Source organism: Bacillus sp. TH22, assembly GCF_016651015.1.
GTDB classification, from domain to species: Bacteria; Bacillota; Bacilli; order Bacillales; family Bacillaceae_G; genus Bacillus_A; species Bacillus_A mycoides.
Genome location: NZ_JAEKER010000001.1, coordinates 4,590,408 through 4,604,702, shown reverse-complemented (window position 1 = coordinate 4,604,702; position 14,295 = coordinate 4,590,408). Strand labels below are relative to the sequence as shown.

At 36.5% G+C, this 14,295-nt stretch carries 16 protein-coding genes and 1 other annotated feature; all 16 genes read right to left on the bottom strand.

Annotated elements, in window-relative coordinates:
* Window positions 1–56: 56 nt before the first annotated feature.
* Window positions 57–1,349, bottom strand: a complete 1,293-nt coding sequence (uraA, locus tag JFU18_RS23635) for a uracil permease (protein WP_002014712.1) — start codon at window positions 1,347–1,349, stop codon at window positions 57–59.
* Window positions 1,350–1,495: 146 nt separating this feature from the next.
* A complete protein-coding gene (pyrR, locus tag JFU18_RS23630) occupies window positions 1,496–2,038 on the bottom strand; it encodes a bifunctional pyrimidine operon transcriptional regulator/uracil phosphoribosyltransferase (protein WP_001156489.1) in 543 nt (180 codons plus the stop codon).
* 204 nt (window positions 2,039–2,242) lie between these two features.
* A complete protein-coding gene (locus JFU18_RS23625) occupies window positions 2,243–3,151 on the bottom strand; it encodes an RluA family pseudouridine synthase (RefSeq protein ID WP_201034262.1) in 909 nt (302 codons plus the stop codon).
* A gap of 4 nt (window positions 3,152–3,155) precedes the next feature.
* Window positions 3,156–3,614, bottom strand: coding sequence for a lipoprotein signal peptidase LspA (gene lspA / locus JFU18_RS23620; RefSeq protein WP_002128849.1), 459 nt, complete (start codon window positions 3,612–3,614; stop codon window positions 3,156–3,158).
* Between the two features lie 124 nt (window positions 3,615–3,738).
* The gene (locus tag JFU18_RS23615) at window positions 3,739–4,068 is read right to left on the bottom strand and encodes a TraR/DksA C4-type zinc finger protein (RefSeq protein ID WP_002014715.1); all 330 of its coding nucleotides are present in this window, start codon (window positions 4,066–4,068) and stop codon (window positions 3,739–3,741) included.
* 158 nt (window positions 4,069–4,226) lie between these two features.
* Window positions 4,227–6,992 carry an isoleucine--tRNA ligase gene (ileS2, locus tag JFU18_RS23610; protein ID WP_201034263.1) on the bottom strand — a complete coding sequence of 922 codons (2,766 nt, stop codon included), beginning with the start codon at window positions 6,990–6,992 and terminating at the stop codon, window positions 4,227–4,229.
* A 72-nt stretch (window positions 6,993–7,064) separates the two neighbouring features.
* Window positions 7,065–7,289 (bottom strand) — a binding site (T-box leader).
* 51 nt (window positions 7,290–7,340) lie between these two features.
* Window positions 7,341–7,847, bottom strand: a complete 507-nt coding sequence (divIVA, locus tag JFU18_RS23605; RefSeq protein ID WP_001131609.1) for a septum site-determining protein DivIVA — start codon at window positions 7,845–7,847, stop codon at window positions 7,341–7,343.
* A gap of 89 nt (window positions 7,848–7,936) precedes the next feature.
* Complete coding sequence (locus JFU18_RS23600) at window positions 7,937–8,704, bottom strand: YlmH family RNA-binding protein (protein ID WP_201031689.1); 768 nt, start codon at window positions 8,702–8,704, stop codon at window positions 7,937–7,939.
* Between the two features lie 15 nt (window positions 8,705–8,719).
* On the bottom strand, window positions 8,720–8,983 hold the full coding sequence (locus tag JFU18_RS23595; protein WP_002014720.1) for a YggT family protein: 264 nt from the start codon (window positions 8,981–8,983) through the stop codon (window positions 8,720–8,722).
* Between the two features lie 6 nt (window positions 8,984–8,989).
* The gene (locus JFU18_RS23590) at window positions 8,990–9,460 is read right to left on the bottom strand and encodes a cell division protein SepF (RefSeq protein ID WP_002014721.1); all 471 of its coding nucleotides are present in this window, start codon (window positions 9,458–9,460) and stop codon (window positions 8,990–8,992) included.
* A 19-nt stretch (window positions 9,461–9,479) separates the two neighbouring features.
* Window positions 9,480–10,154, bottom strand: a complete 675-nt coding sequence (locus JFU18_RS23585; RefSeq protein ID WP_002033757.1) for a YggS family pyridoxal phosphate-dependent enzyme — start codon at window positions 10,152–10,154, stop codon at window positions 9,480–9,482.
* A gap of 5 nt (window positions 10,155–10,159) precedes the next feature.
* Window positions 10,160–10,969, bottom strand: a complete 810-nt coding sequence (pgeF, locus tag JFU18_RS23580; RefSeq protein ID WP_002128855.1) for a peptidoglycan editing factor PgeF — start codon at window positions 10,967–10,969, stop codon at window positions 10,160–10,162.
* Between the two features lie 117 nt (window positions 10,970–11,086).
* Entirely contained in the window at window positions 11,087–11,365 is a 279-nt protein-coding gene (locus tag JFU18_RS23575; protein ID WP_012261605.1) for a YlmC/YmxH family sporulation protein, read from the bottom strand.
* Between the two features lie 293 nt (window positions 11,366–11,658).
* Window positions 11,659–12,438, bottom strand: a complete 780-nt coding sequence (sigG, locus tag JFU18_RS23570; RefSeq protein WP_002014725.1) for an RNA polymerase sporulation sigma factor SigG — start codon at window positions 12,436–12,438, stop codon at window positions 11,659–11,661.
* Window positions 12,439–12,595: 157 nt separating this feature from the next.
* Complete coding sequence (gene sigE, locus JFU18_RS23565) at window positions 12,596–13,315, bottom strand: RNA polymerase sporulation sigma factor SigE (protein WP_002128857.1); 720 nt, start codon at window positions 13,313–13,315, stop codon at window positions 12,596–12,598.
* Between the two features lie 19 nt (window positions 13,316–13,334).
* Window positions 13,335–14,252, bottom strand: coding sequence for a sigma-E processing peptidase SpoIIGA (spoIIGA, locus tag JFU18_RS23560; protein ID WP_201034264.1), 918 nt, complete (start codon window positions 14,250–14,252; stop codon window positions 13,335–13,337).
* Window positions 14,253–14,295 lie beyond the last annotated feature (43 nt).

Below are 14,295 nucleotides of genomic sequence, written 5' to 3'. Positions count from 1 at the left end.
GTGCGTTAAAGTAGCCACCCTTTTCTATCTCACAGGACTGAATTAAAAGGTTATTTTTATGAAGCAATCTGCTTAGATTGTTTTGTTTTATTTGTTTGTTTTGTCTCTGGTAGTAGTAGATTTAATAGTACACCTACAATTGCTGCTAACGCCATTCCTTCCACTTGGAACGATTCACCTACGTGCAGTACCGCTCCGCCAATACCGATTACTAGTATAACTGATGCAATCATTAAGTTTCGTTTGTCACCTAAGTCTGTTTTATCGTCTACCATCATACGTAAACCACTTGATGCGATTACACCGAAGAGTAAGATTGATACACCACCCATAACTGGTGTTGGAATCGAATGAATCAGTGCTGAAATCTTCCCGATAAATCCAAACATGATTGCGAACACTGCTGAACCGATGAATAAGTATACACTGTATGCTCTCGTAATTGCTAGCACACCGATGTTTTCACCGTACGTTGTATTCGGTGGTCCTCCTATTAATGATGCGATCAATGTTGCTATCCCATCACCGAAGATTGAACGATGTAAACCTGGTTTTTCAATTAAATCTCTTTTAATAACATTTCCAAGTACAATTTGATGTCCGATATGTTCTGAAATTGTTACAAGTGCAACTGGCACCATTAAGAGTACAATTTTCCATGAAAACTCCGGAGTATATGTTACAAACGGTACTGTGAAGTCTGGTATGACAAACCATTTTGCCTCAGCTACTGGCTTTAAATCTACTAGCCCTTGGAAGTAAGCGAATATATACCCGCCGATGATTCCAAGTAGCACTGGTATGATACTGAAAAATCCTCTCCCGAATATGGAGCAAATGATTGTAATTGCTAATGTTACTAATGCTACTGAAAAGTGTGTAATGCTATACTTACCATCCGCACCGTTCATCGCCATGTTCACTGCTGTATGTGCTAAAGATAAACCGATTACCATTACGACTGGCCCAACTACGATTGGCGGAAGTAATTTCATAATCCATTCTGACCCAGATTTCTTAATTCCGAGTGAGATTAAGATGTAAACAAGTCCCGCAAGCATTCCTCCAAGCATCGCTGCTCCAGGTCCACCTGCTGTTTTCGCTGTAATAATTGGTGCAATAAAGGCGAATGATGATCCTAAATATGCTGGTACTTGACCTTTCGTTATTAGAAGAAACGCTAGCGTTCCTAATCCACTTGATATTAAAGCTACTGATGGATTCAGTCCTGTTAAAAACGGAACAAGCACTGTTGATCCAAACATCGCGAACAAATGTTGTATACTTAATAATAACCATTTTCCCGGTTTCGGTACTTCATGAATGTCTAACACTGGCTTTTGCTCCATTGTTACATCCTCCTTCAGTTTTAATTTTTGCAATAAAAAAACTCTTTGTGCCTGTGCACAAAGAGTCCTACACTTTCGTATGCCAAATTTGACATATGAAAGCCAAGACCCTTTGGCAGCCTCACAGGACTACATTTAAAAGGGCTTTACTTATCGTATATGCTTACTCGATCTTGTTGATCTGTCTCTTGCAAATCAACTTCGATACGCTCTTCACTAGATGTTGGAATGTTCTTTCCTACATAATCAGCGCGAATTGGTAATTCACGATGACCTCTATCAACAAGAACAGCCAATTGGATTTGTGATGGTCTACCTAAATCCATAAGAGCATCCATTGCTGCTCGAACTGTTCTTCCTGTATATAACACATCATCCACAAGGATAACTTTTTTCTTCGTAATATCTACAGGAATATCAGAACCTTTTACAAGTGGTTCTTTATGTTTCGATTGTAGTGTTAAATCATCACGATACAACGTAATATCTAACTCTCCTACTTCCATCTCTTTTCCTTCAATTTGACCAATTCGTTCTGCCAAACGTTGTGCAATAAAAATTCCACGTGTTTTTATTCCGACAAGAACACAATTATCGACACCTTTATTTCGTTCCACGATTTCATGACTAATTCGTGTTAAAGCGCGGCGAATCATTTGGTCATCTAAAACGACAGCTTTCTCTTGCATGCTCTACACCTCCAAGTTTTTTTTCTTGCGTGAGAGTAATGGTATAAAAAAAGTCCTCTCAGCGTGTGCGAGAGGACTTTTGAAAAAAGGGTACAACATACCCTAAGTATTTCAAACCGTTACCTTCTCAACCTCACGGGGCTGTGTTAAAGGATCATTATTTAACTGTTGTCAGTATCTCAGTTTTCTTATGATTTGTCAATATTATTTCCGTAAAATATTTAGCGCTTCTTCAAACACTTCTGGAATCGGTGCCTCAAACTCAATATATTCACCACTACGAGGGTGATCGAAACCTAAAATCCCTGCATGAAGTGCTTGTCCATTCATATCTAATGTTTTCTTCGGACCATACTTTGGATCCCCTGCAAGTGGATAACCAATATATTTCATATGAACACGAATTTGGTGTGTACGTCCCGTTTCTAAGCGGCATTCTACAAGTGTGAAATCCTTAAATCGCTCTAACACTTGGAAATGTGTAACTGCATTCTTACCATTTTCATCAACAGTCATACTTTGACGTTCTTTTTTATCACGACCAATTGGAGCGTCAATTGTTCCTTTATCATGTGGAATTACACCATGTACAATCGCTTTATAACGTCTTGTTACCGTTTTTGCTACAAGTTGATTTACAAGTGATTCATGCGCCATATCATTTTTAGCAACCATTAATAATCCAGATGTATCCTTATCAATACGGTGTACTATACCAGGACGCATTACACCGTTAATACCTGATAGGTCTGTACAATGATGCATAAGTCCGTTTACAAGCGTACCCTTCGTATGCCCTGGTGCTGGATGTACTACCATGCCACGCGGCTTATTTACAACTAGTACATCGGCATCTTCATAATAAACTTCTAAATTCATATCTTCCGGTTGAATATCTAACTCTTCTGGCTCGGGAATTGTTACTGTAATTTCATCATTTCCTTTTACTTTATAATTCCCTTTAACTGATTTTCCATTTACTGTCACAACAGCATCTTTAATCCATTGCTGCACTTGTGAACGTGACCATTCACTGTTTATTTCTGCAACGAATTTATCAATTCGCTCGCTTTTTTGTTCTTCTGCAACTGTTACTTGTACTACTTCACTCATTCAATTACTCCTTCGCTTTCTTTCCTTCTAATACTGTTTGAATAATAATTAATACAACTCCAATACATAATGCTGAGTCAGCTATATTGAATACCGGATAGTTGTACGAGAAAATATACACGTGAATGAAATCCACTACTTCTTGTCTAAATACACGATCAATAAAATTGCCAATTGCTCCGCCTAAAATTAGACCTAATGAAATACCTAGAAGCTTGTCCGTTTTCGCATATTTTTTCATATAAAATACGATAAATGCTACGAAAATGACTGTAATAATGTAGAAAAACCACATTTTATTTTCTAAAATACCCCAGGCAGCTCCTCTATTTCGATGAGATGTTATGTATAATACATTATCGATAATCGGAATGCTCGTACCCAATTCCATGTTCTTTACAATTAGCCACTTCGATATTTGATCGATGGCAATGACAAATAACGCTATTACATAATATATCATTTTCATTTCCCCCACAAAGACAGTGTACCTCAAAATTTTAGCATAGCTGCTACCTTTTCACAATGAACCTTTGTAGAAGAATAAAATAAATTAAAAAAAGGTAACATAATATCGTTGTGCGTATTCATACATTTACCTTTTCATAGAAAAATTCATGAATAGTACGAGCAGTCGGCATTGTTTTCATTTGTTTCGTAGAAATCGCTCTTCCAGTTTCTTCACAAATACCGTACATATCTATTTCCATTTTAAACAATGCACGTTCTACATCTTTTAAATCCTCTTTTATATCATGTAATAGCAATTTTTTCTTTGTCTCTTCCTTTATTTCGTATCCAAGTTCTTGCCCAAATTCCATATAGTATGTGTGCATTACTTCTTTAGCCAGTCTATCTTGCAACTCTTTTCTCATCAATTGTAATTCTTCTTTTATTTCCATATAAATTTCATTCACGTGTACATTCCTCCCAGCTGCAATGTACAATTAGTGTGTCCGAAATTTCCACGCTTACCTCACACACATTTTTCCTTCATAGGAAAGAGAGTGAAAGTTATTTTGATATATCATCAACAAAAAACTGACTGCTATTATGAGCAGTCAGCTTTTTTTCATTATTTTACATAATTTTCTTTAACAACCGTTGCACAACGCTCACATAATGTTTCATGTTCTGCATCTTTACCAATTGTTTCTGAAACAACCCAACAACGTTCACACGTCTCACCTGTCGCCTGTGCTACAACTACAGCTGTATGCTCATACTTTGGTGCTTCTGTTGGCGCTTCTTCAATTGTACCACCAAGTTTATACTCAGAGACGATGAATAATTGCTTTAAGTCTTCGCTAATAGACTCTAACATAGCCTTCATTTCTGCAGTCGGATATAGCGTAATGCTCGCATTTAATGACTTACCAATTACTTTCTCATTACGAGCTACTTCTAACGCTTTTAAAACGTCATCACGTAATGTCATAAATGCATCCCATTTTGCTCTTAACGCTTCTGAACCCTCTACTTCTGTAGCTTCTGGCATATTAGTTAACTGTACGCTTTCTTCTTCTGCACCAGGAACATATGGCCATACTTCATCAGCTGTATGAGGTAAGATTGGCGTTACAAGTTTCGTTAATGCAACAAGAACATCATATAATACAGTTTGAATTGCACGACGATCCGCGTGATCTGCACCTTCAATGTATAAAATGTCTTTTGCAAAGTCTAAGTAGAATGAACTTAGATCAATTGTACAGAAGTTGTGAATTGCATGATATACAGCAGCAAAGTCATATGTTTCATATGCATCTTTTACTTTTGTAATTAAGTCATTTAACTTCACTAACATGTAACGATCTACTTCACGAAGTTCAGCTACCGCTACTGTATTTTCACTTGGATTAAAATCATCTAAGTTTCCTAATAAGAAACGGAATGTGTTACGGATTTTACGATACACTTCTGCTACTTGTTTTAAAATATCATCTGAAATACGTACATCAGATTGATAGTCAACAGAAGATACCCATAAGCGTAAAATGTCTCCGCCTAATTGATCCATAATTTTCTTCGGTACGACGATGTTTCCAATCGACTTACTCATTTTACGTCCGTCACCATCTAGTACGAAACCATGGCTTAGTACGCCTTTATACGGAGCTTTACCAGTTACAGCAACTGCTGTTGATAATGAAGAGTTAAACCAACCACGATACTGGTCAGATCCTTCTAAATATAAATCAGCTGGACGTTGTAAGTCTTCGCGCTCTTCTAATACCGCTTGGTGGGAAGAACCTGAATCGAACCATACATCCATGATGTCTGTTTCTTTACGGAATTCACCATTTGGGCTACCTGTATGTGTAAATCCTTCTGGTAATAAATCTTTCGCTTCACGCTCGAACCATACGTTAGAACCGTGCTCACGGAATAAATCTGCTACATGATTAATTGTTTCATCTGTAATAATTGGATCACCATTTTCTGCATAGAATACAGGAATTGGCACACCCCATGCACGCTGACGAGAAATACACCAGTCACCACGGTCACGAACCATATTATGAAGACGAGTTTCTCCCCATGCTGGTACCCATTTGGTTTCCGCAACAGCTTCTAATAATTCTTTACGGAACGCTTCAATAGATGCAAACCACTGCGCTGTCGCACGGAAAATAATTGGTTTTTTCGTTCTCCAATCATGTGGGTATGAATGCGTAATGAATGTTAGTTTCAGTAACGCTCCTACTTCTTCTAATTTTTCCGTAATTGGCTTGTTAGCTTTATCATAGAATAAGCCTTCAAATCCAGGTGCTTCATTTGTTAATACACCTTTATCATCAACTGGGCAAAGTACTTCTAAGCCATACTTTTTACCAACAACGAAGTCATCTTCCCCGTGTCCTGGTGCTGTATGAACACAACCTGTACCTGCATCTGTTGTTACGTGCTCTCCTAGCATAACTAATGAGTCACGATCGTAGAATGGATGTTTTGCAACTGTATACTCAAGTTCGCTACCTTTTACCGTTTTCACAACTTCAGCATTTTCCCACTCTAACGTTTTTGCAACTGTCTCAAATAGTTCAGAAGCGATGATATATTTCTCATCATTTAATTTCACAATAGCATATTCAAGTTCTGGGTGAACAGAAATACCTAAGTTTGCAGGTAACGTCCAAGGCGTTGTTGTCCAAATAATGTATTTCTCATCACCTTCTAATACGTTCTTTCCATCTTTTACAGGGAATGCTACGTAAATAGATGCTGATTTTTTATCTTGATATTCAATTTCAGCTTCTGCTAAAGCTGATTCACTTGTTGGAGACCAGTAAACTGGTTTTTGTCCTTTATAGATATAACCTTTTTTCGCCATGTCACCAAACACTTTAATTTGTTGTGCTTCATAAGCTGGCTCTAAAGTAATATATGGATTATCCCAATCTGCACGTACACCCAAACGCTTAAATTGTTCACGTTGACGTTCCACTTGCTCATATGCATACTCTGCACATAACTTACGGAACTCAGCAACTGTCATTTCTTTACGCTTTACACCTTTATTTGTTAAAGCTTGCTCAATTGGTAAACCGTGTGTATCCCAACCTGGTACATATGGTGCACAGTATCCAGTCATTGATTTAAAACGAACAATAAAGTCTTTTAACACTTTATTTAGTGCGTGTCCCATATGGATGTCACCATTTGCATATGGAGGTCCATCATGTAGTACAAATAAAGGACGACCTTTCGTATGTTCTTGTACCTTTTCATAAATATTCATTTCAGCCCATTTTTCTTGCATTGCAGGCTCACGTTTCGGTAAATTCCCACGCATCGGGAATTCTGTTTTTGGCATTAGTAATGTATTTTTGTACTCCATGCTCAATTCCTCCTTAAATATATAAACGACAGACCTTAAAAAAGGGAATAAAAAAGAGACCTCTCATCCCCAAAAAGGGACGAGAAAGTCTCCCGCGGTACCACCCTAGTAGACCATATACAAATGCATAAGGTCCTCTTTATATTCTTAACGCGAATATACGCCTACGCTTACTAAATTTGTTCAGCGCGGAACTCCAGGGTGATATTCCCATTATCTCCTTATCCTGAGCTTACACCATCCTCAGTTCGCTATATAAGGTATGAAAAAGGTACTTATCCCTATCTTCGTTTTTCTTAATAAATATGCTGTTTAAAATTATATGTAATAATGAGAAAAACGTCAAGCTTACACTGTTTCTTCTTTTTTCAACAGTTCGTCCACTTCGTCTTCTAATTCAATTAGTTTATCCCAATCATCGTTGTTTAACATTTCAAGTTGTGTTTCTAATAACATACGGAAACGAGTTCGGAATACTTTCGCTTGTTTCTTCAACTCTTCAATATCAAAAGCAACTTTTCTTGATTTCACTAACGCTTCATTAATGATACGATCTGCATTTTTTTCTGCTTCACGTACAATTAATTTTGCTTCTTTTTGTGCATTACGCTTCACTTCTTCAGCAGCTTCTTGTGCGACAATGATAGATTTGTTCAGCGTATCTTCAATATTAGAAAAATGATCTAACTTTCCTTCTAATTGTGCAACCTTTTCTTCTAAAGCTTTTTTCTCACGAATGACTAATTCATAATCTTTGATGATCTGATCAAGAAACTCATTTACTTGATCTTCATCGTAGCCACGAAACCCGCGACCAAATTCTTTGTTATGAATATCTAATGGTGTTAACGGCACAACGCCACCTCCAAGTAGTTATCTAAATTTCCTCTTTCAATTATATCTTTTCTTCGACAAAATAAGAGAATTTCCTTCTAAAAAACCAATCATTTTAGTATACCATACAAAACTCTCCATTTGTCGCGCTTCGTTTTACCTTCTACAGAAAATAATTTACTTCGTCCATACCCTCTAACCGAGAAAACATCCCCCGGAAAACATTCATACGAAGTTTGCTCTACTGTTTTCCAATTGACTTTTACTAAGCCACCTTTTATAAGAGGCTGTACCTTCTGCCTAGATATATGTAGCATTTCAGCTAATAAAACATCTAGACGAAGTGACGAAACAGTCCCAGATTTTTCTCCCCATTTTTCACCTACACGCAAAATTTTCTCTACTTGTATAGGAGAGAGTGTGACTTTCATTTTCCCTATTGATTGTAAGTTCATTTCAATATACGATACAACTTCTTTGGCAACTGCAATTTGGGCACGGTCTTCTTGAAGCAAAATATCACCACATTTTTCCCTTGTTAAACCAAGCGACATGAATGCACCTAATATTTGCCTATGTTCTAGCGTAAAAAACTTGGAAGGATAGTCAATTTCTAATACTTCTACTTGAAATTCCTCTTCATTTAATTCTAGATAATCTGGATAAATTATTGCTCTTTTCCGTTCGGCTTCAGGCATCGCACCATCAAACCGTACAGCTACATCTCCTTGCCCAATTACCATAGAAACAATTTGTTGCTGTCTTGGATCAAGAAAATCTGTTAACTTGACTTGATGGTACTCAGCAGCCTGTTTCCACTCTAATACTTTATCCACAAAGACCTCTTCATCAGGTCTAAAATGCTCATAGATGCTCATGTATTTAACCTCACACTATAAAAAATAGTTGAATAAACTCACTAAACCACCTCTAGCAAGTTTCAAGGCAACAATAGCAACAAGTGGAGAAATATCAATCATACCAAATGGTGGAATAAACCTCCTAAACGGCTCTAAATACGGTTCGCAAATACGCGCAAGAAAATCTCCAAAAGCTGATTCCTTTGCGCCAGGAAACCATGATAGGAGAATGTAAATAATTAGTGCCCACGAGTAAATCTCGATAGCAGTAAGTAACACTGTTAAAACTGTTGTCATGGCGTATTACCACCTCTTTATATTTGTCTCTTCTTCTTCACCGAATAACTCTGAAATCGCACCAACGATATCAACATTTTCAGGTGTACACATAAATGTTTTCGGGCCTATTTTTTGAATATCCCCGCCTATAGCGTATACAGTACCACTTAAAAAGTCAACGATACGTACAGCTTGATCTGTAGACATTCTTTGCAAATTAATTACAACAGCTCGTCTACCTTTTAAGTGATCCGAAATGCCTTGCGCTTCCGAATATGTACGTGGTTCTAGTAAAACAACTTTTGAAGATTGCTTCGCTGTTTCAATACTCACTACATTTTGCTTCGGTTGCACTTTCGCAAACGGAACATCTTGTTGTTCTGGGGGATCTTGTTGCTTTTTCATGTCTGTTTGCTCCTTTTCATAACTATATTGAGCTGCTTCTTTTTCTTCCGGTGTGTCAAAAAAGAAGTATTTTACTTTTGACCAACTCATAATAACTTTCTCCTTCCTCCTACGCTTTTCCTACTAAAACCGTTCCCAAACGAATATATGTAGCGCCTTCCTCAATTGCAATCGTGTAATCATTTGACATTCCCATTGATAATTCTTTACATGGTGCATGTAATAATTCTAGCTCCTGCACCTCTGTTTGTAGCATGCGCAATTCCTTAAAGCAGCGACGAATCTCTTCCTCTTCTCCTGTAAACGGAGCCATTGTCATTAATCCTACCACTTCAATCTTATCCAATTCTTGCAAACTTTGAATAAAAGAAATTGTTTCTTCTATCGCCAATCCTTGCTTTGATTCTTCAGATGATGTTTTCACTTGAATAAAGCATTTAACTTTCTTATCAGCACGTTTTTGAATTTCTTTTGCAAGCGAAAGACGATCTAATGAATGTAAATAATCAATCTCATTAATGATTTCTTTTACTTTTCTCGTTTGCAATGATCCAATAAAATGCCAATTCACTTTTGAACCGAAATGCTCGTATTTTTGTAAGAAACCTTCATTTCTATTTTCACCTAAATCAATAATTCCTGTTTCAATTACTTCGCTTGTTTTTTCAATCCCTACAGTTTTTGTAACTGCAACGAGCTTAATATCTTTCATCGAACGTCCAGCTCGTACACAAGATTCTTTAATTACTTCGTTTACATCTGCTAAATTCCCTTGCACTGTCACTTACTTCACTCCTCCTTAAAACCTATGAAACTCAACATTCTCCCCGTCTTACCTTGATCACGACGATGAGAGAAAAATAATTGTTCTTCACAGCTTGTACAAAGAGATGACATTACAATATGTTCTTCTTTTATGCCTGCTTGTACACATAATATACGATTAACTTCTTTTAAATTAATTGCATACTGACCATCAGAAATTACTTTATGAGGAACAGATCCGTTTACTACTTGCTGTGCTGCTGTTAATACACGATCATCAACAACATAACAACATGATCCGATTGCAGGACCAATTGCGACATGAATTTCATCACTTGAAACACCTTCTGCATTCCACTTTTGAATCATTTCTTTCGCAATCTCTGTTACAGTCCCTTTCCACCCAGCATGCGCAAGTCCTATCATATCATGTGATGGTGCATAAAAATAGAGCGGAACACAATCAGCGTAACAAGATGTTAAGAGAACATCTTTGTTAGTCGTATAAATGCCATCCGTTTTTGGAATACCGTCTTCATATGAATAAACGCCTTTCCCTTTTTCTTGCAGTCCTACTTTCTCAACATGATGGTCATGAACTTGTTCAGAGCAAATCCATTTTTCTAATGGTTTTTGTAACTTATTAGCTAAAATGCGTCTGTTTTCATGAACATTCTCCACGATATCATTCACATGTAATCCTAAATTCATCGCATGAAAGGAGCCTGTACTTACTCCACCATCTTTTGTCGTAAATCCAACAGTAATGTTTCCAAGTTCTTTCCACGCTTGTAAATACAGTATACCGTCCGCATATTTAAATGGTTCTCTCATAAAGCGACTCCTTTTAATTAAAATAACAGAAAAAAGTATGGTACTTCCTGTCTATTTTACCATACTTTTATTTTTTCATAATGACAACAGAAAAAAAAGAGGAATTTGTAATATTCTTTATGAAATTGTCGGTGTTTGTATTGATTCTGTTACAGAATTAACATGATCTACTTTTACAAGTATGACATCTTCTCCAATTTTCATAATTTGCTCCCAAGGAATCACAAATTCTACTTCCTTCCCAAAGAGTCCAAGCATTCGTGCCTGCTTAGAAATAATAACCGCCCTAATCTTTCCTGTGTCTATATCAATATCAATATCTCCAATATTCCCAAGCCTCTTTCCATCTGAAACATTTACAACATCCTTCATTTGAAACTCCGAAATCCGTATCATATTCATCCTCTCCCTTATATCATGAATCGTAAGTACGCTCTCAAATAAAGTGAAACCTTAATCAGTGGGATTATCCCCATCCCTACTGATTATTAACCCATGCCAATCGGACTTTTACGGGCAGTCCCGCTTCCATCTAACTTTTTACTTCAGCCTAATTTCGAAGCGGATAAACAGTATATAACCGCTACTAATAGAACATCCATTTTATTTTCATTATATGAACCTACCCAATCTACTATGAGCGCAAAATATTATATATAAAAAAGACCTCACCATAACTGGTGAGGACCTTATCCTTGAATCGTCTTATTCATTTGCTTAATAGCAGACTTCTCCAAACGTGATACTTGCGCTTGAGAAATCCCAATTTCTTCGGCAACTTCCATCTGTGTCTTTCCTTGAAAGAAACGTTTTCGAATAATCATTTTTTCACGATCATTTAAACGCTTCATTCCTTCTTTCAACGCCAGTTCTTCAACCCACTGCTCGTCCTTTTGTTTTTCATCCTTTAATTGATCCATAACAAAGATAGGATCTCCTCCATCGTTATAAATCGGTTCAAATAATGAAACCGGATCTTGAATCGCATCTAGTGCAAAAACAATCTCTTCATGTGTCACTTCAAGAACTTTCGCAATATCCATTGCTGTTGGTTCTTTTGAATTTTCAGCAATCAATTTTTCTCTTACTTGCAACGCTTTATACGCAATATCTCGTAATGAGCGAGATACACGAATTGGATTGTTATCACGCAAATATCTGCGTATTTCTCCAATAATCATCGGCACAGCATACGTTGAAAACTTTACATTTTGGCCTAAATCAAAGTTATCAATGGATTTCATAAGTCCAATGCAACCAACTTGAAATAAATCATCAACATATTCTCCTCTGTTATTAAATCTTTGGATGACGCTCAGCACAAGACGTAAGTTTCCATTCACTAATTTCTCTCTGGCGCTTATCTCTCCACTTTGCATTTCACGAAATAATTTACGCATCTCTTCATTTTTTAGTACTGGAAGTTTAGCTGTATCAACACCGCAAATTTCTACTTTGTTTCTCGTCAAAGTGTTCCCTCCTATCGGGAGTTGCTGTACAGTGTAAAGTATTTCCTTTGAAGGGGATTTTATGCATACGGTTTTTCCATCATTTTTCACAAATATCATATTTCCTAATGCACAAAAAAAGAATAAGACCAGTCTAGATACCGACTGGTCTTATTCTTCACACCATTTTATTAAATTCTTTTCGTAATCTTTTTATAATTCTTTTTTCCAAACGAGAAATATAAGACTGTGAAATTCCAAGCATATCAGCCACATCTTTTTGTGTCTTCTCTTCGCCACCAGCGAGTCCAAACCGAAGCTCCATAATTTGTTTTTCACGGTCATTTAATTGATGCAATGCTTTCATTAAAAGATGACGATCTACAGTAGCTTCTAAATCTTTTGTAATAATGTCATCATCTGTACCTAAAACATCTGATAGTAACAGTTCATTTCCGTCCCAATCAATGTTAAGCGGTTCATCAAAAGAAACTTCCGAACGATTTTTATTATTTCGACGCAAATGCATTAAAATTTCATTTTCTATACAACGAGATGCATATGTTGCTAATTTAATTTTCTTTTCTGGATTAAATGTATTCACTGCCTTAATAAGACCAATTGTTCCTATACTAATCAAATCCTCAATATTAATCCCTGTATTTTCAAATTTTCTTGCTATATATACAACAAGCCTTAGGTTACGTTCAATAAGCATCGACCTCGCAGCTTGATCTCCATTTGGTAATTTATTCAAAAGAACTGCCTCTTCTTCTTTCGTTAACGGCGGTGGCAACGCTTCACTTCCACCAATATAATAAATTTCATCGGTCTTAATTCCTAATTTCAGCAATACTTTATACCAAAGGTATACCAAATAAAATTTAAATTTCACCATATTATCCCGCCTCTCATAATTAAGCAATTACCATCTTTTGCGAAATCAACATTTTCGGATGTACAATGCATTGATACTCACCATTAGTAGATAATTGTTGTGTATTTAATCCAATCAGTACTTTGTTTACAACAACCGAACTACCTTCATGATAAACTCGCACACAATCTGGCTTAATTGCCCATAAAAATTGATTCTCTACTCCTACTGCTCGGAAAGGAATTAAACGTAGTTTCGTCGCCCATCCAGAATCATTTTCTGGTATTTGAGGAATTTCTGTTTTGGAATAAATTTGTTCTGTTAACCAAGCTGGCAAAAAATGTTCTAATGATGAAATATGCATAATCATAACGGGTGTTTTCGTTAACGGGTCATAAAGTTGGTTCCCACTATCAATTAGACCTGCTAATTCTAGTTCCTCTCCAGCTAATTGAATTTCCACTTTCACGATTTGATCATAGTGTATCTTTGTGACCTCTACGCTTTCTATACGCTTTTTAGAAAAATAATAAATTACTGGAAAACCAAAAATAACAAATACCCAACTAATTGGATCACCGTAAGAAATTGATTTAGATTGAACTAATCCATTTACCATTTCGTTCGTTTGCAAAAAGTAATGCGTTCCAATTAATCCTCCACCAACCATAAAGGTTACAAAATAGAAAGTAAAAACAGTTTGTGTATAATTTCTAAATGTCGAAAACCCAAATGCTGTATACACAATAAGTAACGAGTACAATAGTTTCATAATTGGATGTGTCATCATAGAAGCAAAAGGCGTAAAGGCGAAAATAACAATAGTTGAACCTATAAATGCCCCTAACACAAGCCTCCATCTTTTGATTCTCTTTTTTAACACGGTGGCTGTTAATAAAAGTAAAAGAAAATCAATGCAGGCGTTTAACAACCAAACGATGTCGGCGTAAACAACCAAACAATTCACCTCTTTTTTTAAGTTGAGACTAGTATAATGCATA

Excerpts from the sequence above, each read along its gene's own strand:
- uraA (WP_002014712.1), bottom strand. The coding sequence starts at position 1,349 with ATGGAGCAAAAGCCAGTGTTAGACATTCATGAAGTACCGAAACCGGGA.
- pyrR (WP_001156489.1), bottom strand. The coding sequence starts at position 2,038 with ATGCAAGAGAAAGCTGTCGTTTTAGATGACCAAATGATTCGCCGCGCT.
- JFU18_RS23625 (WP_201034262.1), bottom strand. The coding sequence starts at position 3,151 with ATGAGTGAAGTAGTACAAGTAACAGTTGCAGAAGAACAAAAAAGCGAG.
- lspA (WP_002128849.1), bottom strand. The coding sequence starts at position 3,614 with ATGATATATTATGTAATAGCGTTATTTGTCATTGCCATCGATCAAATA.
- ileS2 (WP_201034263.1), bottom strand. The coding sequence starts at position 6,992 with ATGGAGTACAAAAATACATTACTAATGCCAAAAACAGAATTCCCGATG.
- JFU18_RS23600 (WP_201031689.1), bottom strand. The coding sequence starts at position 8,704 with ATGAGCATCTATGAGCATTTTAGACCTGATGAAGAGGTCTTTGTGGAT.
- JFU18_RS23595 (WP_002014720.1), bottom strand. The coding sequence starts at position 8,983 with ATGACAACAGTTTTAACAGTGTTACTTACTGCTATCGAGATTTACTCG.
- JFU18_RS23590 (WP_002014721.1), bottom strand. The coding sequence starts at position 9,460 with ATGAGTTGGTCAAAAGTAAAATACTTCTTTTTTGACACACCGGAAGAA.
- pgeF (WP_002128855.1), bottom strand. The coding sequence starts at position 10,969 with ATGAGAGAACCATTTAAATATGCGGACGGTATACTGTATTTACAAGCG.
- JFU18_RS23575 (WP_012261605.1), bottom strand. The coding sequence starts at position 11,365 with ATGATACGGATTTCGGAGTTTCAAATGAAGGATGTTGTAAATGTTTCA.
- sigE (WP_002128857.1), bottom strand. The coding sequence starts at position 13,315 with ATGGTGAAATTTAAATTTTATTTGGTATACCTTTGGTATAAAGTATTG.